This window comes from Haloferax sp. Atlit-6N (genome assembly GCF_003383195.1).
In the GTDB taxonomy this organism is placed as follows: domain Archaea; phylum Halobacteriota; class Halobacteria; order Halobacteriales; family Haloferacaceae; genus Haloferax; species Haloferax gibbonsii.
The window spans coordinates 457389-480900 of sequence record NZ_QEQJ01000001.1; the positions used below are offsets into that span (position 1 = coordinate 457389).

23 protein-coding genes and 1 tRNA gene are annotated in these 23512 nt (G+C 67.3%); 12 read left to right on the plus strand and 12 right to left on the minus strand.

Features of this window, described 5'->3' with window-relative positions; translation table 11 throughout:
• Positions 1 to 275: 275 nt before the first annotated feature.
• The 6 genes from DEQ92_RS02310 to DEQ92_RS02335 form a co-directional block, all read right to left on the minus strand.
• Positions 276 to 947 carry a hypothetical protein gene (locus DEQ92_RS02310; RefSeq protein ID WP_115820668.1) on the minus strand — a complete coding sequence of 224 codons (672 nt, stop codon included), beginning with the start codon at positions 945 to 947 and terminating at the stop codon, positions 276 to 278.
• A gap of 81 nt (positions 948 to 1028) precedes the next feature.
• Positions 1029 to 1205: transfer RNA gene (locus tag DEQ92_RS02315), tRNA-Trp, on the minus strand.
• A 56-nt stretch (positions 1206 to 1261) separates the two neighbouring features.
• Entirely contained in the window at positions 1262 to 1489 is a 228-nt protein-coding gene (locus DEQ92_RS02320) for a DUF5795 family protein (protein ID WP_013035372.1), read from the minus strand.
• A 91-nt stretch (positions 1490 to 1580) separates the two neighbouring features.
• Positions 1581 to 1967 carry a secondary thiamine-phosphate synthase enzyme YjbQ gene (locus DEQ92_RS02325; RefSeq protein ID WP_115804774.1) on the minus strand — a complete coding sequence of 129 codons (387 nt, stop codon included), beginning with the start codon at positions 1965 to 1967 and terminating at the stop codon, positions 1581 to 1583.
• Between the two features lie 42 nt (positions 1968 to 2009).
• Positions 2010 to 2906, minus strand: a complete 897-nt coding sequence (locus DEQ92_RS02330; RefSeq protein ID WP_004977275.1) for a DUF5794 domain-containing protein — start codon at positions 2904 to 2906, stop codon at positions 2010 to 2012.
• Between the two features lie 84 nt (positions 2907 to 2990).
• A complete protein-coding gene (locus tag DEQ92_RS02335) occupies positions 2991 to 3188 on the minus strand; it encodes a hypothetical protein (protein ID WP_081605248.1) in 198 nt (65 codons plus the stop codon).
• Positions 3189 to 3584: 396 nt separating this feature from the next.
• Here DEQ92_RS02335 and guaB point away from each other — a divergent pair, with 396 nt between their 5' ends.
• The 4 genes from guaB (at position 3585) to DEQ92_RS23715 (ending at position 7424) form a co-directional block, all read left to right on the plus strand.
• Positions 3585 to 5081 carry an IMP dehydrogenase gene (gene guaB / locus DEQ92_RS02340; protein ID WP_004977276.1) on the plus strand — a complete coding sequence of 499 codons (1497 nt, stop codon included), beginning with the start codon at positions 3585 to 3587 and terminating at the stop codon, positions 5079 to 5081.
• A 189-nt stretch (positions 5082 to 5270) separates the two neighbouring features.
• Positions 5271 to 6359 carry a TrmB family transcriptional regulator gene (locus DEQ92_RS02345; RefSeq protein ID WP_115820373.1) on the plus strand — a complete coding sequence of 363 codons (1089 nt, stop codon included), beginning with the start codon at positions 5271 to 5273 and terminating at the stop codon, positions 6357 to 6359.
• A gap of 153 nt (positions 6360 to 6512) precedes the next feature.
• A complete protein-coding gene (locus tag DEQ92_RS02350) occupies positions 6513 to 7103 on the plus strand; it encodes a HalX domain-containing protein (protein WP_004977278.1) in 591 nt (196 codons plus the stop codon).
• Positions 7104 to 7283: 180 nt separating this feature from the next.
• Positions 7284 to 7424: a hypothetical protein gene (locus DEQ92_RS23715; protein ID WP_008093006.1), complete on the plus strand. Its 141-nt coding sequence runs from the start codon at positions 7284 to 7286 to the stop codon at positions 7422 to 7424.
• Here DEQ92_RS23715 and DEQ92_RS02355 read toward each other — a convergent pair whose 3' ends face one another.
• The 5 genes from DEQ92_RS02355 to DEQ92_RS02375 all read right to left on the minus strand — a co-directional run bounded on the left by DEQ92_RS02355 (position 7425) and on the right by DEQ92_RS02375 (position 12630).
• The gene (locus tag DEQ92_RS02355; RefSeq protein WP_115820669.1) at positions 7425 to 9443 is read right to left on the minus strand and encodes a hypothetical protein; all 2019 of its coding nucleotides are present in this window, start codon (positions 9441 to 9443) and stop codon (positions 7425 to 7427) included. It lies immediately after the preceding gene.
• Positions 9444 to 9577: 134 nt separating this feature from the next.
• A complete protein-coding gene (locus DEQ92_RS02360) occupies positions 9578 to 10294 on the minus strand; it encodes a hypothetical protein (RefSeq protein WP_004977286.1) in 717 nt (238 codons plus the stop codon).
• A gap of 139 nt (positions 10295 to 10433) precedes the next feature.
• The gene (locus DEQ92_RS02365) at positions 10434 to 10859 is read right to left on the minus strand and encodes a universal stress protein (RefSeq protein WP_004977289.1); all 426 of its coding nucleotides are present in this window, start codon (positions 10857 to 10859) and stop codon (positions 10434 to 10436) included.
• 137 nt (positions 10860 to 10996) lie between these two features.
• Positions 10997 to 12148, minus strand: a complete 1152-nt coding sequence (locus tag DEQ92_RS02370; RefSeq protein WP_115820374.1) for a pyridoxal phosphate-dependent aminotransferase — start codon at positions 12146 to 12148, stop codon at positions 10997 to 10999.
• Positions 12145 to 12630 (minus strand): Lrp/AsnC family transcriptional regulator, encoded by a 486-nt coding sequence (locus DEQ92_RS02375; protein WP_004977292.1) that lies wholly within the window; start codon positions 12628 to 12630, stop codon positions 12145 to 12147. Before DEQ92_RS02375 ends, DEQ92_RS02370 begins: the two co-directional genes overlap by 4 nt.
• A 139-nt stretch (positions 12631 to 12769) precedes the next feature.
• Here DEQ92_RS02375 and DEQ92_RS02380 point away from each other — a divergent pair, with 139 nt between their 5' ends.
• Positions 12770 to 13405 carry a PH domain-containing protein gene (locus DEQ92_RS02380; RefSeq protein ID WP_115820670.1) on the plus strand — a complete coding sequence of 212 codons (636 nt, stop codon included), beginning with the start codon at positions 12770 to 12772 and terminating at the stop codon, positions 13403 to 13405.
• A complete protein-coding gene (locus DEQ92_RS02385) occupies positions 13402 to 14031 on the plus strand; it encodes a PH domain-containing protein (protein WP_004977298.1) in 630 nt (209 codons plus the stop codon). Before DEQ92_RS02380 ends, DEQ92_RS02385 begins: the two co-directional genes overlap by 4 nt.
• Positions 14032 to 14073: 42 nt before the next feature.
• Here the strand turns inward: DEQ92_RS02385 and nhaC are convergent, their stop codons facing one another.
• Positions 14074 to 15531 carry a Na+/H+ antiporter NhaC gene (gene nhaC / locus DEQ92_RS02390; protein ID WP_115820375.1) on the minus strand — a complete coding sequence of 486 codons (1458 nt, stop codon included), beginning with the start codon at positions 15529 to 15531 and terminating at the stop codon, positions 14074 to 14076.
• A gap of 230 nt (positions 15532 to 15761) precedes the next feature.
• On the opposite strand from nhaC, the gene DEQ92_RS02395 reads away from it, so the two are divergent.
• The 6 genes from DEQ92_RS02395 (at position 15762) to DEQ92_RS02420 (ending at position 23499) form a co-directional block, all read left to right on the plus strand.
• Positions 15762 to 17558: a BatA and WFA domain-containing protein gene (locus DEQ92_RS02395; RefSeq protein WP_115820376.1), complete on the plus strand. Its 1797-nt coding sequence runs from the start codon at positions 15762 to 15764 to the stop codon at positions 17556 to 17558.
• The gene (locus DEQ92_RS02400; protein WP_115820377.1) at positions 17558 to 20005 is read left to right on the plus strand and encodes a VWA domain-containing protein; all 2448 of its coding nucleotides are present in this window, start codon (positions 17558 to 17560) and stop codon (positions 20003 to 20005) included. The genes DEQ92_RS02395 and DEQ92_RS02400 overlap by 1 nt, the downstream gene beginning before the upstream one ends.
• On the plus strand, positions 20002 to 20625 hold the full coding sequence (locus DEQ92_RS02405) for a chromosome partitioning protein (RefSeq protein ID WP_115804769.1): 624 nt from the start codon (positions 20002 to 20004) through the stop codon (positions 20623 to 20625). The genes DEQ92_RS02400 and DEQ92_RS02405 overlap by 4 nt, the downstream gene beginning before the upstream one ends.
• Before the next feature lie 124 nt (positions 20626 to 20749).
• A complete protein-coding gene (locus DEQ92_RS02410; protein WP_004977307.1) occupies positions 20750 to 21586 on the plus strand; it encodes a hypothetical protein in 837 nt (278 codons plus the stop codon).
• Entirely contained in the window at positions 21579 to 22601 is a 1023-nt protein-coding gene (locus tag DEQ92_RS02415; RefSeq protein WP_004977310.1) for a MoxR family ATPase, read from the plus strand. The genes DEQ92_RS02410 and DEQ92_RS02415 overlap by 8 nt, the downstream gene beginning before the upstream one ends.
• 7 nt (positions 22602 to 22608) lie before the next feature.
• Positions 22609 to 23499 (plus strand): DUF58 domain-containing protein, encoded by an 891-nt coding sequence (locus tag DEQ92_RS02420; protein WP_004977312.1) that lies wholly within the window; start codon positions 22609 to 22611, stop codon positions 23497 to 23499.
• The last annotated feature ends 13 nt before the right edge of the window (positions 23500 to 23512 follow it).

Below are 23512 nucleotides of genomic sequence, written 5' to 3' on the forward strand. Positions count from 1 at the left end.
CGGTGGGCTGTTCTGGTTCGACCCACTGGTCTCGCCAGTCCGCTTCCGTAACGATGCGTCTCAGCTTGCGCCCGTGTGTTTCGCACAGGGGCGTCTCGGCCAGTTCCGGGTACTTCTGTGCGAACTCTAGAACTCGTTCGTGTACGAGTTCGTCGGATTCGTCAGAGTCCCGTGAACGCTCGCGTTGAGCCTCTACAGAGTTAGTCTCCTTGGAGGGCCAAGGCTCAGCCCCCGGTTGAGTTCCTTCGACCCCACCGGAAGGCTGGTCACCATCGCTACTCACGCTCCCCGTCGTCCGCGACTTCGTAATCGCTCAGACGCCGCTGGGGCTTTTCACGTCCCTCGGGGTCGGGGACCCCTCGGTGCGGCCCGGCTTCCGGGTCGAGGGGCGAGCCCTCGCTTCCGGCGGGCTCCTCCCTCCCGCGCCTCGGGGCGCTCGGCGCGGGCAGGACGGTCGTCGCCTCTCCGGACCTTGCGGTGGAATCCCGGGCGGCCAAATGCGCCCACAACAAGGATGTGACTCGGTGGTCCTTGATTACATCCTCCGCAGCAGGGACCCGCGCGCAGTCACGGCATTGACGCAGTTTCGCGGCGCGCTCTCCGTGATCGACGAGGCACCACTTGTGGCAGGGCCCACAGCGGTACTCGACGAGTCGCCACGCGTTCTCTGGTGAAGGTGGGTCGCGCGAGGGACTATCTTGAACGTCAGTCTTCGCTTCGTAGGGAGGTTCAGGGTCCGTCCAGTAGTTCTTGTATCGACCACCGGACCGAGTCGCTTCGACTGGGAGCCTGCTGAACGCGACCTTCCGGCCGTGCTCAGTCGGCTTCGCTGAGAACTCGTGAGCCCGTTTCTTCGCAAGCTCCGACTCGTCGACTTCGGCGTCGTACCAGAGGTCGCCGTCCCCGTCGCTGACGCCGTGACTCTCCTGTTTTGGAGAGTCACTCACGGGGAGCCACCCCCGCGTCACAGGGTCGATTACAGCGCCGCTGCTCCTTGTTAAAACCCTGCGAAAGGATTAAGGTTAGAGTGGGGCCGGAGGGATTTGAACCCCCGATCGACTGATATCTCCGGTGGGCACCTCGGAACTCCAGAGGGTCGTCAACACGACCGATGATCAGTCGGCCGCTCAGTATATCAGCTGGAGTGTCGTCCCGGGCGCCAAGCCTCTGGAGTCAGTCGCCATGCCGGGCTTGGCCACAGCCCCGATTCGTGCTGTCTGCACTCTCTCGTATGGCGATTTTTCTTAAAGGGGTTTCGATTCTACTCGTCGCGGTCGTCGTCGGCCCAGTCGCACTCCTGGCACTTGTAGGCCGTCACGAACTCCGTCACGCTCGGCATGTAGCCCACCTGGATGACGTTCTCGCCGCACTCCGGGCAGTCGAAGTCGGCGTCCTGAATCGGCTCGGCGTCCATCGGGCGCTCGCCCTCGACGAGTTCGGCGAGCGTCTCGGGCGTGACCATCCGTCCTTGTACGACGCGGTTGCTCATACCCGTGCAACCGTCCCGAAGTAAGTAAGCCCTCCGCCAGCGGTTGGTCCACGTCGCCGCGGGCGTCCGCGCGGCCGCATCCCGGTCCGGTTCAGGGCGTCGCAACCGTCACGGTCCGGGTGCGCGGGCCGTCGCACTCCACGAGGAGGACGGACTGCCACCGACCGAGGTCGAGGCCGCCGTCCGCGACCGGTATCGAGACGCCGTTGCCGACGAGGAGCGCCCGGAGGTGCGAGTCGGCGTTGTCGTCGAGTTCGTCGTGGTCCCAGCCGTCGTCGGGGACCGCCTCGGCGAGCATCGACTCGATGTCGCCGAGCAGCCGCGATTCGGCCTCGTTGACGCAGACGCCGGCGGTGGTGTGTTTCGAGAAAACCGTACAGACGCCGTCGTAGCTCGCGGACACCGCGTCGGCGACTTCGTCCGTCACGTCGATGACCTGAAGCCGGCGCTCGGTTCGAACGTCGAAGGTCCGTCGCATGCGACGGGATTCGCCGGCCGGGAGAAAAAGTCGCCCGGCGGATTACAGCCAGGGCGCGCGGGACTCCTCTTCGCCGGGGTAGCCGTACCCCGGCTCCGAGTCGTCGTCGGTCTCGTCCGCGTTGTCGACCAACGCCTCGTAGTCCTCGGACGACTCGACGTCGTCGCCGCCGTCTGCGACCGGGCCGGCCGCGGCCGCGCCGTTCGCGTTCGGCGTGGCCGATTCGGGGTCGGACGCGTCGTCGACGAACTCGTCGAGGTCCGCACCGTCGGAGCCGGGGTCGAACGCGAACAGCGCGGTGACGCCGAGGACGCCGAGAGCGACGGGGGCCTGCGTCGGCATCAGGCCGAGCACGTCGAGCGCCAGCATGCCGAGGGCGACCGAGCTACCGAAGCGGAAGAGGTCGATGTCGACGTTGCCGCGGAGCCGCGGGGCGAACAGCGCGATGGCACCGGCGAAGCCGACGCCCGTGCCGGCCGCCGCGCCGGCGCTGAGCAGGCGCATCGGGTCGGGGTTGACGATGAGCTCGAACCCGGCGGGATTGAAGCTCGCGACGAGGCCGAGACCGATGATGATGCTCGGCGACGGCAGGTACTCGCCGACCTTCGAGGAGGCCGTCTTCGCCGCCACGGCCAGGATGACGAGGCCGGCGAAGCGGTGGAACACCTCGAAGTTCAGGAGCGTCTCGATGGTCTCCGCGACGGCGGCCTCGGCGACCGCGACCGGGATGAGCAACGCGCCGAGCAGGAGGATTGACGTGAGCTGTTCGCGGCGCGTGCCGTCCATCTCGGCGAGGATGACCGCGACCGTCGCGGACCCACCGAAGATGAGCAGGCCGGTCTGGAGGATGCCCGCGACCGAGGGGTCGCCCGCTGAGGTCGTCAGCGCCCCCGCGATGATGAGCGCGGGGAATATGCCGTCGATGAGGGGAAGCCCCATGACGGTTGCGAGCAGACGGGTGGCACCCCCTACCTGTTGCTCGAGGCGAAGGGCGACCGGGTGGCGTGAGACACTCATTCGATGTTACTGGCCTTCACCATGGCCCAAGCGGCGATACGAACGCAATTCGGACAGGGGCGTGCTGGCGCTCTGCACGCGAAGCCCATTTCGTCCGAAATTGAACTCCCGTTTAAATGTCTGCCACATCGCTGTAAAGAGAATGCCGGAGTCGGAGGTCGTTTGACCGGCAATGCGCGATGCGGCGGGACGCGTGGAGTCCATACAAGATTACATTAGGACAGGAGTATTAAACGTTGTGTGGGATACGACCGCATGGACCATAGGTATCTCTGTCTACCTTATAAAAAGAGCTGAAGATTCGTCGGATATAGATTGAAATATCGAAGATACCGTGGTACAAGTTCGTGAATATGGTGATTATTCACGATGGTCTTGTGATTCGGTACACCGTGACGAGGGGACGAACACCCCCGAGCGGTCGCGGCCGACGGCGTCCGTCGCTCGCGGGTGTCGTCACGTGTTCTGGTGGTCGTCTCGGTCCGCCGGCGATGCGAAGAATAATCACGCACATGCATATATCACCGAACTGGTTTGCGATACATCGACACGCCCGTGCTATCTCGCAACCCTTTTGTCGTCGCCGCAACCACGCTTGATATGGCGAACGACGTTCCTGACCGAGAACCCTTCACCGAGAAGCTACGGGTACCCGAATCCCTCACATTCGACGACGTGCTGCTCCGCCCGATGGAGAGCCGCGTCGAACCCGACGACGCCGACGTGTCGACGCGCGTCTCGAAGAACGTCGAACTCAACATTCCCATCCTCTCCGCGGCGATGGACACCGTCACCGAGAGCGGGATGGCCATCGGGATGGCTCGCGAGGGCGGCATCGGCGTGCTCCACCGCAACATGAACGCCGAGCAGATGGTCCACGAAATCGAGCGCGTCAAGCGCGCCGACGAACTCGTCATCCGCCGCGAAGACGTGGTCACGGCCAACCCCGGCCAGACCATCAGCGAGGTCGACGAGATGATGGAGCGCGCCGGCGTCTCCGGCGCGCCCGTCGTCGACGACGACGACGTGGTCCTCGGCATCATCTCCGGCACCGACATCCGCCCGTACCTCGAGGTCGGCGAGTCCGACGAGGTCAGCGAGGCCATGACGGACGAGGTCATCACGGCCGAGCGCGAGGTCACCGCCCGCGACGCGCTCGAACTCATGTACGACCACAAGATTGAGCGCGTCCCCATCGTCGACGACGACAGCCGCCTCGTCGGCCTCGTCACGATGCAGGGCATCCTCCAGCGCCGCGAACACGAGAACGCCGCCCGCGACGACGACGGTCGCCTCGTCTGCGGCGTCGCCGTCGGTCCGTTCGACGGTGAGCGCGCGCAGATGGCCGACGACGCCGGCGTCGACGTCATCTTCATCGACTGCGCCCACGCGCACAACCTCAACGTCATCGACACCGCCCGCGAGATCAAGGAGTCCGTCGAGGCGGACGTCGTCGTCGGGAACGTCGGCACGCGCGAGGCCGCGGCCGAACTCGTCGACTTCGCGGACGGCATCAAGGTCGGCATCGGCCCCGGCTCCATCTGTACGACCCGCGTCGTCTCCGGCTCCGGTATGCCCCAGATTTCGGCCGTCGCGGAGGTCGCCGACGTCGCCGCCGAGTACGATATCCCGGTCATCGCCGACGGCGGCATCCGCTACTCCGGCGACGCCATCAAGGCGGTCGCCGCCGGAGCCGACGCCGTCATGCTCGGTTCCTACTTCGCCGGCACCGACGAGGCCCCCGGCCGCGTCATCACGATGAACGGCAAGAAGTACAAGCAGTACCGCGGCATGGGCTCCGTCGGCGCGATGCAGTCCGGCGGTGCCGACCGCTACCTCAAGGAGGACAACGAGGACGAGGAGTACGTCCCCGAGGGCGTCGAGGCCGCGACGCCGTACAAGGGCTCGCTCGCGTCCGAGCTCCACCAGCTCGTCGGCGGCATGCAGTCCGGCATGGGCTACGTCGGCGCCGAGACCATCCCCGAGGTCAAAGAGCGCGCCCGCTTCGTCCGCGTCTCCGCCGCCGGCCAGACCGAAGGCCACCCCCACGACGTGATGATTACCGACGAAGCGCCGAACTACAGCCCGAGCGAGTAACGCGCTCTCCCGCACCCCGGCTTCGTCGCCCCCGAACCGTTCCCCGACGTACCTCGTTTTGCCGGTCGCCGCTCCGCTGTTCTTTCTCTCGCCGCACGCTCCGCCCCCGTCTGCGGCCACTTCCTGTCACGCGAGCGGGACGAGGACATGGGATAATTAATACGGATGTATGTCGTGCATCTACAAGCGATGGATACCGCGGAGCTACGGACCGCACTTCGGAACGCCGGGTTGTCACAGTATCAGGCGGAGGCTTACGTCGCGCTTCTGCAGCTCGGCGCGGCGAGTGCGACCGAACTCGCCGACGCCTGCGCCGTACCGACTGCCCGTATCTACGATGTTCTCCGCGACCTCGAGGCCAAAGGCTACATCGAGACCTACGAACAGGACAGTTTGCACGCGCGGGCGTGCGACCCGAAGTCGGTGATGGAGGACCTCAAGAGCCGCGCCGTCCAGCTCGACGAGGCCGCCTCCGAGATAGAGACGCGCTGGCAGCAGCCCGCGGTCGACCGACACATGCTGAGCATCGTCAAGCGCTTCGAGACGGTGTTCAACCGAGCCGAGGAGATGATTCGGGAGGCAGACGGCGAGGTGCAACTGTCCGTCACCCCCGAGCAGTTCGACGAACTCAAGCCGGCGCTCTCGGAGGCGTACGAGAACGGCGCGCTGGTGAAGGTCGTGTTGCATCCCGAGCGGACCGACGAACTCGAACCGCTCGCAGAACAGGAGTACGAGGGAGTCGCCACGGAGGTCAGACACCGAACCCTCCCGACGCCGTTCGTCGCTATCGTCGACCGGACGGGCGCGTGTTTCGCGCCGCACGACAGCTCGATGAACCAGTACGGCGTCCTCGTCGACGACTACACGCTGGCGTACGTCTTCCACTGGTACTTCCAGACGGCGCTGTGGGAGGTCTGGGAAGTCGTCTACGACGCACAGACGGACGAACCCCCGTTCGTGTATTCAGACATCAGACACTTCGTGCAGGACACGGAGCCGCTCATCCGCGACGGGAAGCGTATCATCACCCACATCAAAGGCTACGAGACCGACGAGCGCGACCCGATAGAGTTCACCGGCGAAGTGACCGACGTGTACTACACGGCGGTCTCCGCGCCGACGGACACGCTGTCGTTTTCCGAACTCGCGGGACAGGTCTGTCTGACCGTCGAGACCGACGAGAGGACATACACCGTCGGCGGGTGGGGCGCGGTCTTGGAGGACGTCGAGGCGAACCGAATCACCGTCGAAGAGATATCAGAGACATCTGACAGGTGAAATCTGTTCGATTCGCCGGAATGTATAACAACTCCGGGGGGCAATTAGTGCGCACAAGCGCAGTTTCGGACGGCGTTAGACAAGAGGTATTTTGATATACCACTGCACGACATTGAGTTTCGTGAGCGTCCCCGGAACACCCCTACACTACCAATGAGCGCAGAACAGCCACTGGTGCTCATCGTTGAAGATGAGCCTGACCTCGCCGATCTGTACGCAACCTGGCTTAGGAACGACTACAGCGTTCGTGTCGCCTACGGCGGCCGCGAGGCGCTCGATAAGCTCGACGACGAGGTTGACGTTGTTCTCCTCGACCGTCGAATGCCCGACCTCTCGGGCGACGAAGCGCTCTCGGAGATTCGGGACCGTGGCTTCGAGTGCCGCGTCGCGATGGTGACCGCGGTCGAGCCCGACTTCGATATCATCGCCATGGGCTTCGACGACTACCTCGTCAAGCCCGTCTCGCGCGAAGCGCTGACTGACACCGTCTCTAACCTCATCCTGCGAAACGCTTACGACGTAGGGATTCAGGACCTGTTTTCCCTCGCGTCGAAGAAGGCGCTCTTAGAGTCCGAAAAGGACGAAGCGGCGCTCGAAGAAAACGAGGAGTATCAACAGCTCACCGCCCGGTTGACCGAACTCCGGCGCGAGCTCGACGAGACGCTCGGCCAACTCGACGAGACCGAGGGAATCTCCGCAGTCTACCGAGACATCGGCGGCGAAGTCGACATCGACAGCTCCTAATCGGGTGCGGGCGTTCCGGTCGCCGACCCCTTTCACCTCTCTTTCCCGCTTTCGCGCGCCTACAGCGCCGTTTGCGACCTCGACGATTACTTGCGACACGTGTTCACTTAATTAAGTTATTTTCATATCAGATATACACGAAAAATTATATTTCGCGCTCGCTCCTTGGGGTAAGTGCACATGTCCGACGACAGCAACCAGATGGTCGCGTACCTCCGTCAGAACCCCCGCATGATGGGCGTCCTGTTCACGCTCACGCTCCTGCTCTCACAGGCGGGAAGCGTGGCAGCCGGCAACACCGGAGTCATCTACGGCCCGTAATCACGAGAGGAATTCGCAGTCCCAGTAGACCGTATCGTCGTAGACGACCGGAATCTGTTCTAACGCGAGGAAGTTTCGAAGCTCCGCCTCCGTGAGCCTGATGTCGGAGAGGCCCTGCGAGGAGAGATAGTATTCGTTCGTCTCGGGTAAGGCGGGTATGATAAGCGACCCGGGTCCGCATCGAGACGTCGGATACGAGTTGTACGAGAGACTGTACTCGTCGTCTGGTAGCTGTGCGACCTCACAGAGTACGGCGACTCCACTTTCGGTCTGAACGACCGATAGCCCACCGTCCCCGACCACGCCGTACTGGTGGGCGATGTCGCTGTCGGTTCGGACCACGTCGAGGGACGCCTGCAGCGGGAATCCCCCGTTAAGCAGTCGGGCCAGCGTGCGCCCCACGCCGACCGCCTGACTGTTGATGACCTCGCTGAACGTGACGATACCGCCGATAGCGCCGGCCTCGACGAGCGCGAGTCCCTGGTCGTACGACTGGCAGGCGTTGAGGAAGAACGCCCCCGTCCCGACGTGGTCGAGCGTCTCGGCGTCGACCCTGCCGTCGCGACACTGGAAGCCGTCGTCGTCGATGTGGCCGATGTAGTGGAGGAAGTCCGTCGGCTCGGCGAGTATCTCCCGAAGCTCCGCCCGGCTGAGGTCGTAGTGGGCGTCGACGTCGAACGACAGCCCGTCGCGCGAGCCGTAGACGTCGTCGACGATGTCCGTCTCGGCGAGCATCTCCGGGTCGTTGCAGACGACCGTGATACCGATGTCTCCCTGCGTCGGCTTGCGCTGAAGCCGGTTCCGGTAGGCGGCGGGAGTGGTCTTGCTCGCGCCGACCGGCGTTCCGTCGCTTATCCACGCCTGCTCGACCGAGTCGGTCGAACTGGGCTTGACGTACGTCTCGTTCGGGGTCGTCGCGCCCGCGCTCCTGACGATGTCGTCGCGGAGGAAATCGTCGACGACGGCGGCTTGCACCTCCGAGTGGGGGACTTCGGTCCCCGTGGGCGTCCTGACGACCGCGAGGTCGTTCGTGATGAACGGCAGGAGCTCGATGTTGTCGGTCTGCGGCGCGACGTGCGTCGTCAGCTTCCACTCCGGGACGAGGTCGGCGATGTGCTCGTAGGGTATCTCGAAGTACGCCGAGAGCTGTTCGCCGAGCGACGCGTCGTACAGCCGCTCGACGTCGATGTCCGTCCGCGACTCGACCGTCTGGCGCTCGTGGAGCGGCACGTCGTAGATGCCCTCCGTCCGAACGACGCAGTCGAGGAAGAACGTCCGTTTGAGCGCGCGCGCGACCGACTCCTCGAAGCCGTGGGGGCCGTCGAAGTCGTGGACGAACCCGTCTTCGGCGACGAGTCGGGGGGCGTCACCGGGGACGAGTCTCGCGCCGAGGTAGTACGCCAACGGCGTCGCCACGAAGATGTGACTCAGCGTCGGCGGGAGTTCGATTCGGACGCCGGTCTCGGGGACGTGAAGCCCCTCCGGGATGTCGAGTTCGTCGCCCAACTCGAGAAGCGGCGGGTGACCTCGGAGCGTGGGGTACGACCGCTCGACGCTCGTGGTCTTGAGCGCGGAGCTGAACGCCGAGACGGCCTCCATCACGTCCAGCGGGTCGTCGGTCGTCGTGACCGTCGTCGCGGGGCTCTCGTGCGACGACCGCGCGCCGACGTACACCGTCTGCGGCTCCTCGAACGAGAGGACGGTTTCGAGCGGCTTCGCGTCGACGGTCAGCGGTCCCTCGACTCTGAGGTACGTCTTGACCGCACCGAAGAGCTCGATGCTGTAGGTTGCCGCGTCGAGTTCCTCGTGTCCCTGCTGGTCGACCTGCGCGAGCATCGACCCCGCCTCGTCGCGGACGCAGACGACCGTGTTCGCCGCCAACCCGATACGGTCGGTCTCGATGCGGACCGCCGCGTCCGTCGGGAGCGAGAACCGACGCCGGTCGGCCGGCTCGGGCGCGACAGGCGACGGCGTGCGAAGCATGAACTGGTGGCGTTCGACGTTATCCCGAACGACCAACCCCGCGCCTTCCGAAGGGAGCGAAAAGCCGACTTCCAGCGTGGAAGACGCGTCAGCTCGCTTGCCCTGCCCGGACGATTCCATTGAGTCTATGTGACACGATTAGGGTAAAAAACGTATTGGTCGCGAGAACGTCACGGCTCCAACGGAAACCAGCCGGACGAGACCTCCTTCCGCCGGAGGTGCCAGCGTTGGCGGACTTCCGCGCCCTCGACGTCGAGTTCGACGACGGCGTCGAACAGCGGTTCGAGCATCCGATTAATCTCGTCCTCGCGGCCGCCGGGGGACCAGACGTGGACCATCCCGTTTCGCGCGCGGACGTGAGACGTCATGACGTGGAGGAATCGAAACACGTGGTCCCGCTCGTACCGCGAGAGGAGCGACGGCAGACAGTCGAACGCGACGCGGAGTTCGGCCGGAGAGAGCCCCCCGGCGAGGCTGTCGAACTCGGTCACGTCGGTCGCGAGTTCCGCGCCGAGTTGGCCGAGGCCTCCGCTCACCCGGCGTTCGCAGGTCTCGACCGCAGTCGGTACGGCGGCCGACGGTGACGGCGACGCCGCTGCGCTCCGTTCGAGCGTCGAGTACCGCACCACGCGGGTCCACTCCTTCGAGCGTTGGATGTCCGTGTCGAGGCGGGTGTCGAGCGGCGTCGAGTCGTTGAGAACTAACAGGCGGCGTCGAGGCTCGTCGGGAGCGCCGAGCATCTGCTTGGACGCGCGTGAGTAGAGTTCAGTCGGAACCGACCCGACGACGAGGAGCGCGCTCCCTCGTCGCTTGAGGTCGTCCAGCCCGAGTTGGAACGTGGACGTGTCCTCCGTCACGGCGATGTCCGTGTCACCTCCCGAAACCATTCGTGTTGCACGACGAAACCATATTTAATAATACTTTGCGTGTTGGTCTCTCGAAATGTGCCACCAAGTGTCATTATCGATGGTGCACTCTGATTGGGGCGTGTTCGGCCGCTTCGACCGCCCGAGACGGCGGGTCAGACTACCCCGTCGCCCGGACGGTCAGCACGGGAACCGGCGCGGTCCGGACGACGCGCTCGGTGACGCTCCCGAGGAGCACGCGTTCGACGCCCGTCCGGCCGTGCGTCGCCATCGCGATGACCTCCGCGCCGTGTTCCGTCGCGTAGTCGAGGATGGTCTCGTGGGGCGCGCCCCGCCGCACGGCCCCGACCGTCTCGATGCCGCGGCTCTCGCCGCGTTCGACGACCTCGTCGACGACGCGTTGGCCCTCCTGCTCCAGGGTTTCGAGGACCGTCCCGCCGATGATACCCGCGTTGTCCCGCGTCGTGTTCACGACGAACAACACGTGTACCGTCGCGTCGTACCGCTCCGCGAGGTCGAACACGTGCGGTATCGCCTGTTCGGCCGCCGGACTCCCGTCGACGGGGAGCAGGATTTCGTCGTACATCGCTGGATGTACGCGCCCCAAATGTGTGAATCCTTCGCACACCACGGTGCGCCGCTCGGTCGGTCAAAAAACGGAGTTGCCGGCAGGTCGGGGCGGACGGGTGGAGCCGACGGGCGGGGTGGACAGATGGGGTCGTCTCAGTCGCTGACGTACGCCTCGATACGGTCCATCGCCTCGCGGAGTTCGCGCATCCCCGTCGCATAAGAGACGCGAAGGTGACCCTCGCCGCCCTCGCCGAAGACGCTCCCCGGGACGAGCGCGACGTTCTGCTCTTCGAGGAGGCCCTCGGCGAACGCCTCGTCGTCGCCGTCGGGGGCCTCGGGGAAGACGTAGAACGCGCCTTTCGCCTCGAAGCAGTCGAGTCCCATCTCCTCGAAGCGGGCGAGGACGAACCGACGGCGGCGGTCGTACTCGCGGCGCATCTCGTCGACGGAGTCGTCGCACGACCGCAGCGCTTCGAGCGCCGCGTACTGCGCCGTCGTGGGCGCCGAAAGCATCGCGTACTGGTGGACCTTGTTCATCGCGTCGATGGCTCCGGCAGGCCCCATGGCGTAGCCGAGTCGCAGCCCCGTCATCGCGTAGGCCTTCGAGAAGCCGTTGAACACGATGGTCCGCTCGCGCATGCCGGGGTGGGTGGCGATGGAGGCGTGGTCGTCCTCGTACCGGAGGTCCGAGTAGATTTCGTCGGAGAGCACGACGAGGTCGTGGTCCCTGACGAACGAGGCCACGTCGGCGAGTTCGTCGTCGGACATCACCGCGCCGGTCGGGTTGTTCGGGTAGCAGAGCACCAGCACGTCGGCCTCGTCGGCCCCGGCGGCTTCGAGCGCCTCGGGAGTGAGCGTGAACTCGTCTTCGGCGCGGGTCGGCACCGGCAGCGGTTCGCCGCCGGCGAAGATGGCTCCCGGCGTGTACGAGATGTACGACGGCTGGGGAATCGCCACCACGTCGCCGGGGTCGACGAACGCCCGGAACGCGAGGTCGACCGCCTCGCTCGCGCCCGTCGTGACGATAATCTCGTCTTCGGGGTCGTACTCCTGTCCGTAGCGGGTGACGCGCTCCGAGATGGCCTCGCGGAGTTCGCGCATCCCGCGGTTCGACGTGTAGGAGGTCTTGCCGCGTTCGAGCGAGTCGATGGCGGCGGTCCGGGCGGCCCACGGCGCGGAGAAGTCGGGTTCGCCGACGCCGAGGGAGATGACGTCGTCGACCTCCTCGGCGAGTTCGAAGAACTTCCGAATCCCCGACGGCGGCACCTGTTCGACGCGGTCCGAAAGCTGGTCGCCGAGCGTCATGGCGACACTGAGAGCCGGTCGTCGTCGTCGCCGTCGCCGAGTTCGATGCCCTCCTCCTTGTAGGAGTCCATCACGAAGTGCGTGACCGTCTTCGTGACCTCGGGGATGGGTGCGATGCGCTCGGAGACGAAGTTCGAGACGGCGTGCATCGACGCGCCCTCGACCTCGATGAAGAAGTCGTAGTCGCCGGAGACGAGTCGCAGCGTGGCGACTTCGGGGAACCGCGCGATGCGGCGGGCGATCTCCTCGTAGCCCGTCTCGCGGTCGAGTTCGACGTCGACTTCGACCTGCGCCCGGACGTGTTCCTCGTCGACGTTGTTCCAGTCGACGACCGCCTGGTAGCCGCGGATGACCCCGTCTTCTTCGAGTTCCTCGAGCGCTGCTGCCACTGCTTCGGCGTCTGCGCCCAGCTGGCGGGCGATGTCATCTACGCTCTCGCGAGCGTCGTGACGCAGCAAGTCGAGCAGTGACTGCTTGTCCATGGACAGTCCGTTGCAGGCATCCGTAAAATGGTTTGCCCAACCGGGCGGAATTGTCGTGTCACTCAGTGTCATGCGACGGGCGTCGTCGCCGACCCGTCCGGCGGAACACTATTCCGCCGCCGGCGGAAACGTGTCCGCCATGAACGCCGAGTTCGATTGGCTCACCCTCGACGACGACGAAGAGGTGCTCTGGGCCGACACCCCGCATCCCTACAGCCTCGTGCCCTCCTTCATCGTCGGCGTCCCGCTCTCGCTCGTCCTCGTGGGCATCCCGCTTCTCGTCGGGTCGTACCTCTCGCACAAGAACACGAACTACGTCGTCACGTCCGACGCGCTCTACCGGAAGTCGGGCGTCCTCTCTCGGAGCGTCCAGCGCATCGAGTTCGACAAGGTCCAAGACACTTCCTACAGCCAGACGTTCCTCGGCGCGCAGTTCGGCTACGGCTCCGTCAACATCAGCACCGCCGGTGGGAGCGGCATCGAGATGAGCTTCCAGAACGTCGCCGAACCGCAGTCGCTCCAGTCGCTCATCAACGAGCGAATCAAGCGCCGCGCGGGGCCGGAGACCGACGCCGAGGGGAAGGCCGCCGTCCTCGACGACATCCTGACCGAACTCCGCGCGATTCGGCGGGCCGTCGAAGGCGATGAGGGCGCCGCCGCGGGCGACGACGGTCCCGACGAGGGCGGAACCGACTCCGACTCCGACGCCGACGCGTCGGCCGACGCGCTCGAACCGAGCGACTTCGAGTTCGACGCGACGACCGACGAGCGATGACGGGCGGCGATTCGAGCCCCGCGGACTCGCCGTCCGAGCGCGCCGCGACCGACTCGACGGCCGGCGACGCCGATGCTGCGCCCGCCGCGGCCATCGACGACTGGCTGGCCCGCGGCGACGACGAGACCGTCCGCTGGGCGGGTCGCCCGCGGATACAGACCGTCATCCCCGCCGCGGTCGTCGGGGGCGCAATCGCCGTCGCGGCCGTCGCCGTGGCCGTCGTGAACGACGCGCCGGCGCTCGCGCTCGCGGCCCTCGTCGGACTCCTCCTGCCGGCGTGGTCGTACCTCCGCGTCACCAACACGCGCTTCGTCGTCACCGACAGGGCGCTCTACCGGAAGTCGGGCGTCCTGTCTCGGACCGTCCAGCGCGTCTCCCTCGACCGCGTCCAGAACAGCGCGCTCTCGCAGGGCGTCGCGGGGTCGCTGTTCGGCTACGGGACCGTCTCGGTCGAGGCCGCGGGCGGCGGCGCAATCCGCTTCGAGGACGTTGACGACCCCGGTGCCGTCCGCGACCGAATCGAGGGACGCGACGACCGCGATGGCGACGAACTCCCCGGTACGGTCGAACAGTGGGTCGCCGTCCGCGACGAGGTGCGGGCGCTCAGGGCGGCCTTAGAGCGGTAGAAAAACGGGAGTTTTCGGTTCGGTTCGCGGCGCGGGTTCGCGTCAGTCGTCGTCCGCCGCCGGAGCGGCGGGACCGGGCTGTGCCGTGCTGTTCCCCGAGAAGCCGACGCCCGCGAGGACGAAGGCGAACAGCACGAGCGGCGAGAGGTAGCCGAACATGTAGTAGGGGGCGTACTGGAGCGTCGAGACGCCGAGGACGCCGGCCATGTACGCGCCGCCGGCGTGCCACGGGAGGAGCGCGCCGGTCGGCGTCCCGGCGGACTCGATGGCCTGCGAGAGGTCCGAACTGTCGAGGCCGAACTCGTCGTAGGTGTCGCGGAGCGTCATGCCGGGGACGACGATGCTCATGTACTGCTGGGCGGTGAGCGCGTTGGTCAGTATCGCCGAGAGGCCGGTGGAGGCGACGAGCAGGCGCGGGCTCCGAATACCGCGCTGGAGGCGGTGGGCGAGGACGGCGAGGACGCCGGTCTGTTCGAGCAGGCCGCCGAGCGTCAGCGCCGCGACGACGACGGCGATAGTCCACGCGGAGCCGGAGACGCCGCCGGAGGCGAGCAGGCTGTTGACGAGTTCGGAGCCGGTTTCGGGGCCGGTGCCGCTCATGAACGTCTGCCACGCCGTGACGAACGACGCGCCCTGCACGAGGATGCTCGTGAACGCGCCGGCGAACGCGCCCGCCAGGAGGACCGTCAGCGCGGGGTAGCCCGCCGCGGCGAGGCCGAACGTGACCGCGAGCGGCAGGAACGCGAGGAGCGTGATGTCGTACGAGGAGGCGAGGGCGGTCTGAATCTCGGCGATTTGGCCGGCCGGAATCGCGCCGGTGATGCCGAGGCTGAGGAGGACGAAGCCGACGAGCGAGAGGCCGAACGCGACGGCCGTCCCGCTTCGCATCGCGCGGATGTGGTCGTAGAGGTCGGTGTTCGTGACGGCGGCTGCGAGGTTCGTCGTGTCCGAAAGCGGCGACTGCTTGTCGCCCGCGTACGCACCGGAGAGAATCGCGCCGGCCGTCATGGGCTCGGGGACGCCGAGGCCGGAGCCGATGCCGATGAAGGCGACGCCGAGCGTGCCGACCGCGGTCCACGACGAGCCGATGGCGAAGGTGGCGATGCCGACGAGGAGCGCCGTCGCGGGCAGGAACACCTGCGGCGACAGCAGGTCGAGACCGTAGTACATCAGCGCCGGAATCGTCCCCGCGGCGACCCACGTCGAGACGACGCCGTAGATGACAAACAGGATGAGAATCGCCTGTAGCCCCATCGCCAGGCTGCGTTCGATGCCCTCGTAGAGGTCCTCCCAGGTGTAGCCCCAGACGAAACGACCGAGGAGACCGACCAGCGCGATACTCCAGATGAGCGGGATGTGCGGGTCGAGTCCCAGCCACGCCGACCCGAGACCGAGGAAGGCGACGAGTCCGAGCACCGGAACGAGCGCCTGTTTGAGCGTCGGGCGCTGCTCCGGGGCGATGTCGTCGTACGACCGCGGTGTGTACCTATCAGTTCCCATCGTAGCTCGACAAATAACTTTAGAGCATAAAATTGTGTCGTGTTATGCTTTGAGTGCATTGTTATGCAATGACGTACTTTCGCTTGACAATATAATTCCCGACAGTAATCCTACGGGTGAGTCGCCGCGGGCGGTCGCTCCGAACATTCACGTATTCCGATAGGTCGATATTTCGGAACGTGTCAACAAATAGGGAAACAGACATACCGGAGGCGCGCCACGGGTCGGGCATGGCCCTCGACGAGTTCTTCTTGTTTCCCCTCGGGTTGGTCGCCCTCTTGGGGGCGGTCCCCCTCGTCATCCTCTATCTGCTGCGGCCGGAGCCGGTCCGGCGCACCCTCCCGACCTTCCGGTTCCTCGCGGACTCGGCGGGACGAAACGCGTCGAACCCCATCTTCGACCGCCTGCTCCGGAGCCTGCTCCTCCTCATCCAACTGCTCGCGCTCGTCGCGCTCGTCGGCTCGCTGGCGACGCCGTACGTGATGGTTCCCGAGTCGGAGACGGTCCAAGAGACCGTCCTCGTCGTGGACACGAGCGCGAGCATGGGCGTCCGGGACGGCGGAGGGACCCGATTCGACAGCGCTCTCGCCGCGGCGCGAGACGAGGTCTCCGGCACGACCTCGGTCGTCGCGGCGGGGTCGAACGCGAACGTGGTGCTCCGCCGAGGGAGCGCGACCGACGCCCGCGCCGCCCTCGACGGCCTGCGCGCGAGCGCGGCACCCGGCGACCTCCGCTCCGCGATTACCGCCGCCGCCTCCATCGCCGGCGAGGACGCCCGCGTCGTCGTCCTGAGCGACTTCGCCGACGACTCGCCGTGGAGCGACGCGGTCCGCGAGGCCCGCGCCCGCGGCCTCGTGGTCGAACTCCGGCAGTTCGCGGGCGGCGGACAGGGCAACGTCGGTATCGTCGACCGGCGCTTCTCGGGCACGAACGTCACCGTGACGGTGAAGAACTACGGCGACTCGGCGACGACTCGGACGCTCTCTCTCGCCGGCGTCACGCGGGAGGTCCGGATGGACCCCGGCGACGTGGCGACCGCGACGCTTCCGGTCCCCGCGGGCGGCGGGCGCGCCGAACTCTCGCCGGGCGACGCCTTCCCGACCGACGACGCGCTGTACGTCGCGGCACCCGAGGACGCCTCGGTGGACGTGCTCGTCCTCACGAACGACGAGAACCGCTACCTGACGGCCGCGCTGTCGGTCATCCCCGAGGTGTCGCTGACCGTTGACAACCCGCCGACGGCCGTCTCGACGAACTACGACGTGGTCATCTACAGCAACGTCAACCCCGGTCGCCTGCTCTCGGGCAACGTCGAGGCCGGCCGCGAGGTCGTCGCCGACGGCGGCGGCGTGGCGATTCAGGCACAGGAGGAGTCGCCGAACTACGGCGACCTGCAGCTCGTCTCGCAGGCGAGCATCGAGACGAACCCGACCATCGGGACCGTCGAGAGCCACCAGATAACCCGCGACATCACCTTCCCGCCGCCGACCGAGTACGTTGCCGGCGACCTCCGGTCGGGTCAGTCGCTCGTGACCACGACCGGCGGCACCTCGCTCGTCGCCGTCGAGCGCCGCGGGGCCGGCCGCGTCCTCTACTACGGCTTCATGGAGGACAGCTCGGCGTTCAAGTACAACTACCAGTACCCCGTGTTCTGGAAGCGCTCGGTGTTCTACCTCGCCGGGCGCTCGACGCTCTCCGAGCTGAACCGGGCGACCGGCGGGTCGCTCGCGGCGGGCGCGAACCAGACCGTCGAGACACCCGCGGGCGAGGCGACCGGCCCCGAGGTCCGCCTCGCCGACGCCGGCTTCTACCGCGTCGGCGACGAGCGGTTCGCGGCGTCGCTCCTCAGCGAGGCCGAGTCCGACGTAGTCGCCGCGCCGCTCGACGGCGAGTCGGCCCCCTCGGACTACCCGACGCGGGTCGAAGAGCGCGAGGTTCCGGACCCGCTGACCAAGTGGGCCGCGCTGGTCGCGCTCGCGGCGACGATGGTCGAGTTGGCCTACCTGCGCCGGCGGGGTGACCTCTGATGGCGGCGCTCGGATCGACGTCGGCCGCGCTGACCGCGCTCGGCTCTGTCGCCTCCGGCTCCCCGCTGACTCCCCTCGCGTGGACCGTCGAGGCCGCCGGTCGGACAATCGGCGTGCAGCGCCCGCTGTTCCTCGTCGCGCTCCCGGTGGCCGCGCTCCTCGCGTGGGCACTCATCTTCCGCGGGGCGGACGGGACCGCCGGCGGGCGCTCCCGGCGACTCCTGTTCGCGTCCCGATTCCTCGTCGTCCTGTGCTTGGTCGTCGCGGCCGCGGGCCCGTACACCGTCACGACGCGGATGACCGACGGCGACCCGCAGGTGACGCTCCTCGTCGACGACTCCGACAGTGCGGCCGTCACCGAGGACGTGGCGTCGCAGCTCGCGGCGGACATCGAGGCCGAGGGCGTCCCCGTCACGACCTCGACGGTCGCCCGCGGCGAGGAGTCGCCCATCGGCGACGCCGTCGCGGCCAACCTCAGACCGGACGGGACGGTCGTCCTCGTCTCGGACGGGCGGGTCACCTCGGGGCGGAGCCTCGCGTCCGCGACGACGCTCGCCCGCGACCTCAACGCGACCGTGAGCGCGGTCGCGCTCGAACCGAGCCAGGCCGAACACTACGTCACCGTCAGCGGCCCGTCGAAGACCAGCGTCGGCGTCGAGAACGCGTTCCTCGCGCAGGTCGACGGGGTCGTTCCCGAGGACGCCGAGGGCGCGACCGTCGAACTCGTCGTGGATGTCGACGGCGAGGAAGTCGCCCGCGAGGTGGTCAACACGACCGGCGGCGTCGAGTTCTCCCAGACGTTCGAGACCACCGGCACCCACCGCGTCACCGCCCGCATCGAGAGCGACGACCGCTTCCAGACGAACGACGTGTTCCGCAAGACCGTCCGCGTGGTCGAGCCGCCGCGGGTGCTGTACGTCTCCCGTGGGGACTACCCGTTCCGCGACTACCTCTCGGAGCTGTACGACGTGGAGACCGCCGAGGCCGTCCCCGCCGACCTCTCGGCGTACCACGCCGTCGTCTTGCAGGACATCCGGGCCGAGGACGTTGGCAACACAGAATCGCTCCAGCGGTTCGTCATCGACGGCGGCGGTCTCCTGACCGTCGGCGGGCGCAACTCGTTCGAAAACGGCGGCTACGACGGGTCGAGCCTCGCGTCGATGCTCCCGGTCACGACCGGCGAGGGCACGTCCCAGCAGACGAACCTCGTCTTCGCCATCGACGTGTCCGGCAGCGCGGAAAGCGGCATGCGCGTCCAGAAGTCGGTCGCGCTCGACGCGCTCGACCAGCTCGGCGACGAGAACCAGGTCGGCATCGTCGGCTTCAACTACCGCGCCTACGAGGTCTCGCCGCTCCGCCCGCTCGGGCCGAACCGCGAGTCGACAGCCGACCTCATCCGCCGGCTCCAGTCCGGCGGCGCGACCGACATCTCCGTCGGCCTCGAGGGCGCGGCCCAGCAACTCGGCGACAGGCGCGGGACGATTATCCTCATCAGCGACGGACACGACCGGTTCCAGGACGCCGCGAGGGTCGCGGACCAACTCGGCCGCGACGGGGTCCGCGTCATCACCATCGGGACCGGGCCGAGCCCGAACGAACAGACCCTCCGGACCATCGCGCGGGCGTCCGGCGGGAACTACCTCAGGGCCGACGAGACCGACCGACTCCGCATCCTCTTCGGCGGGTCGAACCGCCAGTACGCCGGCGACGGTCTCACGGTCGTCGACCAGAACGACTTCGTCACCGCCGGCGTCGAACTGACCGCGAACCCCGGCAGCGTCAACGACGTGTCGGTCAGGAGCGGCGCGAACTTCCTCGTCGCGGCCGACGACGGGACCCCCGCAGTCGCCTCGTGGCGCTACGGCCTCGGCCGCGTCGCCACCATCACCACGTACGCGGGCGACGGCACGCTCGACGGCCTGCTCCGGAGCCCCGACTCGCTCCTGCTCACGAAGTCCACGAACTACGTCATCGGCGACCCGGAGCGGAAGGCGACCGGCGTCGCCGAGGTGGCGGACACCCGCGTCGACCAGCCGACGACCGTCGTCTACCGCGGCGGCGAGCGCCCGCGGGGCGTCGAGGGGCTGTCCTTCTCGGCGGTCGATTCCGGCGTCTACGAGGCGACGGTCGTCCCCACGGAGACGGGCTACCGGAACGTGCTCGACACGGCCTTCGCGGTGAACTACCCCGCCGAGTACGCCGGGTTCGGTCGGTCGGCCGCGCTCGAAGCCGCCGTCTCCGACAGCGGCGGGACGATGTACGACTCCGAGGACGCGGCCGAAATCGCCGCCTCCGCCCGCGACAACGCCGCCGGCGTCCAACCCGTCCGCGACGACTGGGCGGCCGCGTTCGTCGCCGCCGCGTTCCTCCTCTACCTCGCCGAGGTGCTCGTCCGGCGTCTTCAAGTGTATCGGGGTCGAACGCAAAGTGAAGGTGGTCTGATATGAGTTCCCTGGGTCGGTCCCTGAACCTCGGTCTCGTCCTCGTCGTCGTCCTCCTCACCGCCGGAACCGTCGGCGCGACGATGTTCTACCAGTACTCGGTCGATTCGCTCGACCAGCAAAACGAGCAACTGCGCGAGCGAAACGAGGCGCTGGAACAGGACCTTTCGCAAACCCGACAGAATCTGTCGGCGACGCAGGCGGAGCTCCAGGAGCTGAACAGCAGCCTCGAACGCACCCGCGGCGACGTCTCGCAGGTCGCGAACAACCTCGAAGACACGGAGTCGCAGCTCGAATCGACCCAAAGCGAGCTGTCGTCGACGCGGAGCGAACTCCAAGAGACCGAAAGCAATCTCCGAGACGCCCGCAACCGTATCAGCGAACTCACGGCGACGCTCGACGAACTCGAAGAACAGCGCAACCGGCTCGAAAACCAGATAGACGGCCTCGAAACGGATAACGAGGAACTGGAGGAGACGAACGCCGAACTGGAGGCCCAGATAGAGACGCTCCAGTCCGACATCGACGACCTCGAAGACCGGGTCGACGACCTCGAATCCGACCTCCGGCGGGCCTGTTCCGAGTTCGAAGACGGCAACGAACCGGCGGTGTGCAGCGGTGTCTGAATCACCCCCGCCCGAACCGGGCACCGACGGCAGCGACGTTCCTGATGCTTCCGACGCACCCGACGCGTCCGACGCACCAGACACGGCCGCCGCCTCGGAATCGGGAGCGACCCGCCGCGAGGCGATGGCCGACGCCGTCAGCGAGGTCCGCCGCGAGGCGGTGAAGGCCGCCGTCGTCTCCAGCGTCGTCGACGCCGCGGTCGCGACGCTGTTGGCGAACATCGCGTTCCGGGTCGTCGAGTTACCCGTCCAGTCGTCGGTGTCGCTCGGCTTCCTCCCGCGGGTCGACCCGGCCGTCTCGGTCCACGTCGCCGTCCCGATCGCCCTCGCGGTGGGCCTCCTCGTCGGCGTCGCGGAGTACCTCATCCTGATGCGGGTACCGCCGGTCGAGCAGTTCGAGGCGGTGAACCCCTCGGTCGCCGAGGCGCTTCGGACCGCCCGCGACCTCGTCGCCGACGAGGGGAACCCGAACCGCGACTCGCGCATGTCGGTCGCGCTCTACGACGACGTGCTGTCCCGCCTGCGGGAGTCGTCGTCGGTTGAGCTCCTGCCGACCCGCCGCATCGTCGGCGCGCTGCTCGTCGCCTTGCTCCTCTCGGCGGGGAGCATCCAGGTGGCCGTCTCGGACATCCAGTTCGAGGGACTCGCCGGCGACGGCGGGCCGGCGGGCGAGGGCCTCGACCAACCCGACGAGGAGACGGGGCTCCAGAACGGGAGCTCGATTCTCGGCGACCCCGAGGACGTGGACGCCGGCTCGGAGCAGTTGAACGCCACCGTCGCCGGGACCGGCGGGAGCGGCGACGGACCGGAGTCGTCGGCCGCGGCCTACGACTCGACCGGCTACGGCGGCGACAGCGCCGTCGAGAGCCAGCGCGCCGGCTACCTCGCCGACGACACGCTCGAAGAGGCCGACCTGATTCGCGACTACACCCTGAAGATACGAGAGAACGACGATGAGTGACAAACGAGACTGGCTCGGAGACGACGGACAGCAGACCGCGGCCGAAGGCGATATCGCGGTCGAGACAGACGACGACCTTGACCTCAGCATCGAGGACCTCCAGGCGAGCGTCGCGGCGGTCAAAGACGAGGTCGGAAAGCGCATCATCGGCCAGCACGACGTGGTCGAGCGACTCCTCGTCTGCGTCCTCTGCGACGGCAACGCGCTGCTCGAATCGAACCCCGGACTGGGGAAGACGACGCTCGTGCGCGCCCTCTCGGACGCGACGGACCTGCAGTTCTCGCGGGTGCAGAACACGCCCGACCTGATGCCCTCGGACATCACGGGCACCGAGATCATCCGCGAGACGCCGGACGGTCGGGACTTCGTGTTCGAGCGCGGGCCAATCTTCGCCAACGTCGTCCTCGCCGACGAGATAAACCGGGCGACGCCGAAGACGCAGGCCGCGCTCCTCGAAGCCATGCAGGAAAAGCAGGTGACCGCCGCGGGCGAGACCTACGAGCTTCCGGACCCCTTCTTCGTCCTCGCGACGCAGAACCCCATCGACCAGGGCGGCACCTACCCGCTCCCCGAGGCGCAGACCGACCGCTTCCTGATGAAGATTCTCGTCGACTACCCCGAGTTCGACGAGGAGCGGTCCATCGTCAAGCAGTACGCCGAGGGCGGCGCGTCGCCCGAAGTCGAGCGCGTCCTGCCGCGGACCCACCTGCTCGCGGCCCAACGGCTCGTGCGGCAGGTCCCCATCTCCGACGACATCCGCGACCGGACCATCGAACTGGTCCGCAAGACCCGCGAAGACGAGCAGGTCGAGTTCGGCGCGAGCCCCCGCGCGAGCATGGCGCTCGTCCTCGCCGCGAAGGCGCGGGCGTTCGTCCACGGGCGCACCCACGTCTCGTGGGAGGACGTGGTCGAGATGGCCCCGCCGGTCATCAGACACCGCATCATCCTCGACTTCCGGGCGGAGCGCGAGGGGCTCGACCCCGACGACGTGATTGCGCGGCTGTTGAACGAGTGACGAACCGATGATAGACCCCGGTTTCCTCGACGAACTCGACCGCTTCGACACCTCGCTGAAGCGCGTCTCGAACGCCCGACGGCAGGGCGACCAGGAGTCGCCGGACGTGGGCGAGGGGCTCACCTTCAGCGACCACCGGCGGTACGCCGCCGGCGACGACCCGCGGCTCATCGACTGGAAGGTGTACGCCCGGACCGAGGAGCTGTTCATCAAGCGGTTCGAGGCCGAGCGGAACCTGACGGTCCACGTCCTCCTCGACGCCTCGGCCTCGATGGACTTCGGCGAGGGCGACGCGAACAAGTTCGAGTACGGCGCGAAGCTCGGCCTCGGCTTTTGCCACCTCACGGCCGAGGAGAACAACGACTTCCGCTTTTCGCTCCTCGGCGACCTGCCCGACCGCATCGACACCGACGCGTCGAGCCGCGGCGAAGTGCTCCGGCTCGTCGAGCGCCTCAACGAGACGACGCCCGGCGGCGACGGCGACATCACGGCCGCGCTCTCGACCTACGCCGAGACCATCCGCTCGCGGTCGCTCGTGGTGGTCGTGAGCGACCTGCTTTTCGACCCCGACGACGTCGCTTCCGGCCTCGCCGCGCTCGCGCGGAACGACGTGCTCGTCGCGCAGGTGCTCACCCCCGAGGAACTCGGCCCGGAGGCGACGGGCGACGCCATCTTCGAGGACCCCGAGTCCGAGGCGACCCGCCGGACCTACTTCGGCGGGTCGGCGGCGCGGCAGTACACGGACCGACTCCAATCGCATCTCGCGGCGGTGGACGAGCGGTGTCAGGCGCTCGGCATCGAGCGCGAACTCGTCGACACCGGCGCGGACTTCTTCGACACGTTCGCCGACCTCTGGCTCGGCGCGCGCCTCGGCGGGGAACGTCGCGGCCGCGGCTAATCCGACCCCGGGA

What these genes read in the sequence shown, in the direction of transcription:
- DEQ92_RS02320 (WP_013035372.1), bottom strand. Translation starts at nt 1,489, where the DNA reads ATGAGCAACCGCGTCGTACAAGGACGGATGGTCACGCCCGAGACGCTC.
- nhaC (WP_115820375.1), bottom strand. Translation starts at nt 15,531, where the DNA reads ATGGGAACTGATAGGTACACACCGCGGTCGTACGACGACATCGCCCCG.
- DEQ92_RS02345 (WP_115820373.1), top strand. Translation starts at nt 5,271, where the DNA reads ATGGATACCGCGGAGCTACGGACCGCACTTCGGAACGCCGGGTTGTCA.
- DEQ92_RS02375 (WP_004977292.1), bottom strand. Translation starts at nt 12,630, where the DNA reads ATGGACAAGCAGTCACTGCTCGACTTGCTGCGTCACGACGCTCGCGAG.
- DEQ92_RS02330 (WP_004977275.1), bottom strand. Translation starts at nt 2,906, where the DNA reads ATGGGGCTTCCCCTCATCGACGGCATATTCCCCGCGCTCATCATCGCG.
- DEQ92_RS23715 (WP_008093006.1), top strand. Translation starts at nt 7,284, where the DNA reads ATGTCCGACGACAGCAACCAGATGGTCGCGTACCTCCGTCAGAACCCC.
- DEQ92_RS02400 (WP_115820377.1), top strand. Translation starts at nt 17,558, where the DNA reads ATGGCGGCGCTCGGATCGACGTCGGCCGCGCTGACCGCGCTCGGCTCT.
- DEQ92_RS02360 (WP_004977286.1), bottom strand. Translation starts at nt 10,294, where the DNA reads ATGGTTTCGGGAGGTGACACGGACATCGCCGTGACGGAGGACACGTCC.
- DEQ92_RS02410 (WP_004977307.1), top strand. Translation starts at nt 20,750, where the DNA reads ATGGCCGACGCCGTCAGCGAGGTCCGCCGCGAGGCGGTGAAGGCCGCC.
- DEQ92_RS02405 (WP_115804769.1), top strand. Translation starts at nt 20,002, where the DNA reads ATGAGTTCCCTGGGTCGGTCCCTGAACCTCGGTCTCGTCCTCGTCGTC.
- DEQ92_RS02365 (WP_004977289.1), bottom strand. Translation starts at nt 10,859, where the DNA reads ATGTACGACGAAATCCTGCTCCCCGTCGACGGGAGTCCGGCGGCCGAA.
- DEQ92_RS02325 (WP_115804774.1), bottom strand. Translation starts at nt 1,967, where the DNA reads ATGCGACGGACCTTCGACGTTCGAACCGAGCGCCGGCTTCAGGTCATC.
- DEQ92_RS02385 (WP_004977298.1), top strand. Translation starts at nt 13,402, where the DNA reads ATGACGGGCGGCGATTCGAGCCCCGCGGACTCGCCGTCCGAGCGCGCC.
- DEQ92_RS02370 (WP_115820374.1), bottom strand. Translation starts at nt 12,148, where the DNA reads ATGACGCTCGGCGACCAGCTTTCGGACCGCGTCGAACAGGTGCCGCCG.
- DEQ92_RS02350 (WP_004977278.1), top strand. Translation starts at nt 6,513, where the DNA reads ATGAGCGCAGAACAGCCACTGGTGCTCATCGTTGAAGATGAGCCTGAC.
- DEQ92_RS02335 (WP_081605248.1), bottom strand. Translation starts at nt 3,188, where the DNA reads ATGGACTCCACGCGTCCCGCCGCATCGCGCATTGCCGGTCAAACGACC.
- DEQ92_RS02380 (WP_115820670.1), top strand. Translation starts at nt 12,770, where the DNA reads ATGAACGCCGAGTTCGATTGGCTCACCCTCGACGACGACGAAGAGGTG.
- DEQ92_RS02415 (WP_004977310.1), top strand. Translation starts at nt 21,579, where the DNA reads ATGAGTGACAAACGAGACTGGCTCGGAGACGACGGACAGCAGACCGCG.
- DEQ92_RS02395 (WP_115820376.1), top strand. Translation starts at nt 15,762, where the DNA reads ATGGCCCTCGACGAGTTCTTCTTGTTTCCCCTCGGGTTGGTCGCCCTC.
- DEQ92_RS02420 (WP_004977312.1), top strand. Translation starts at nt 22,609, where the DNA reads ATGATAGACCCCGGTTTCCTCGACGAACTCGACCGCTTCGACACCTCG.
- guaB (WP_004977276.1), top strand. Translation starts at nt 3,585, where the DNA reads ATGGCGAACGACGTTCCTGACCGAGAACCCTTCACCGAGAAGCTACGG.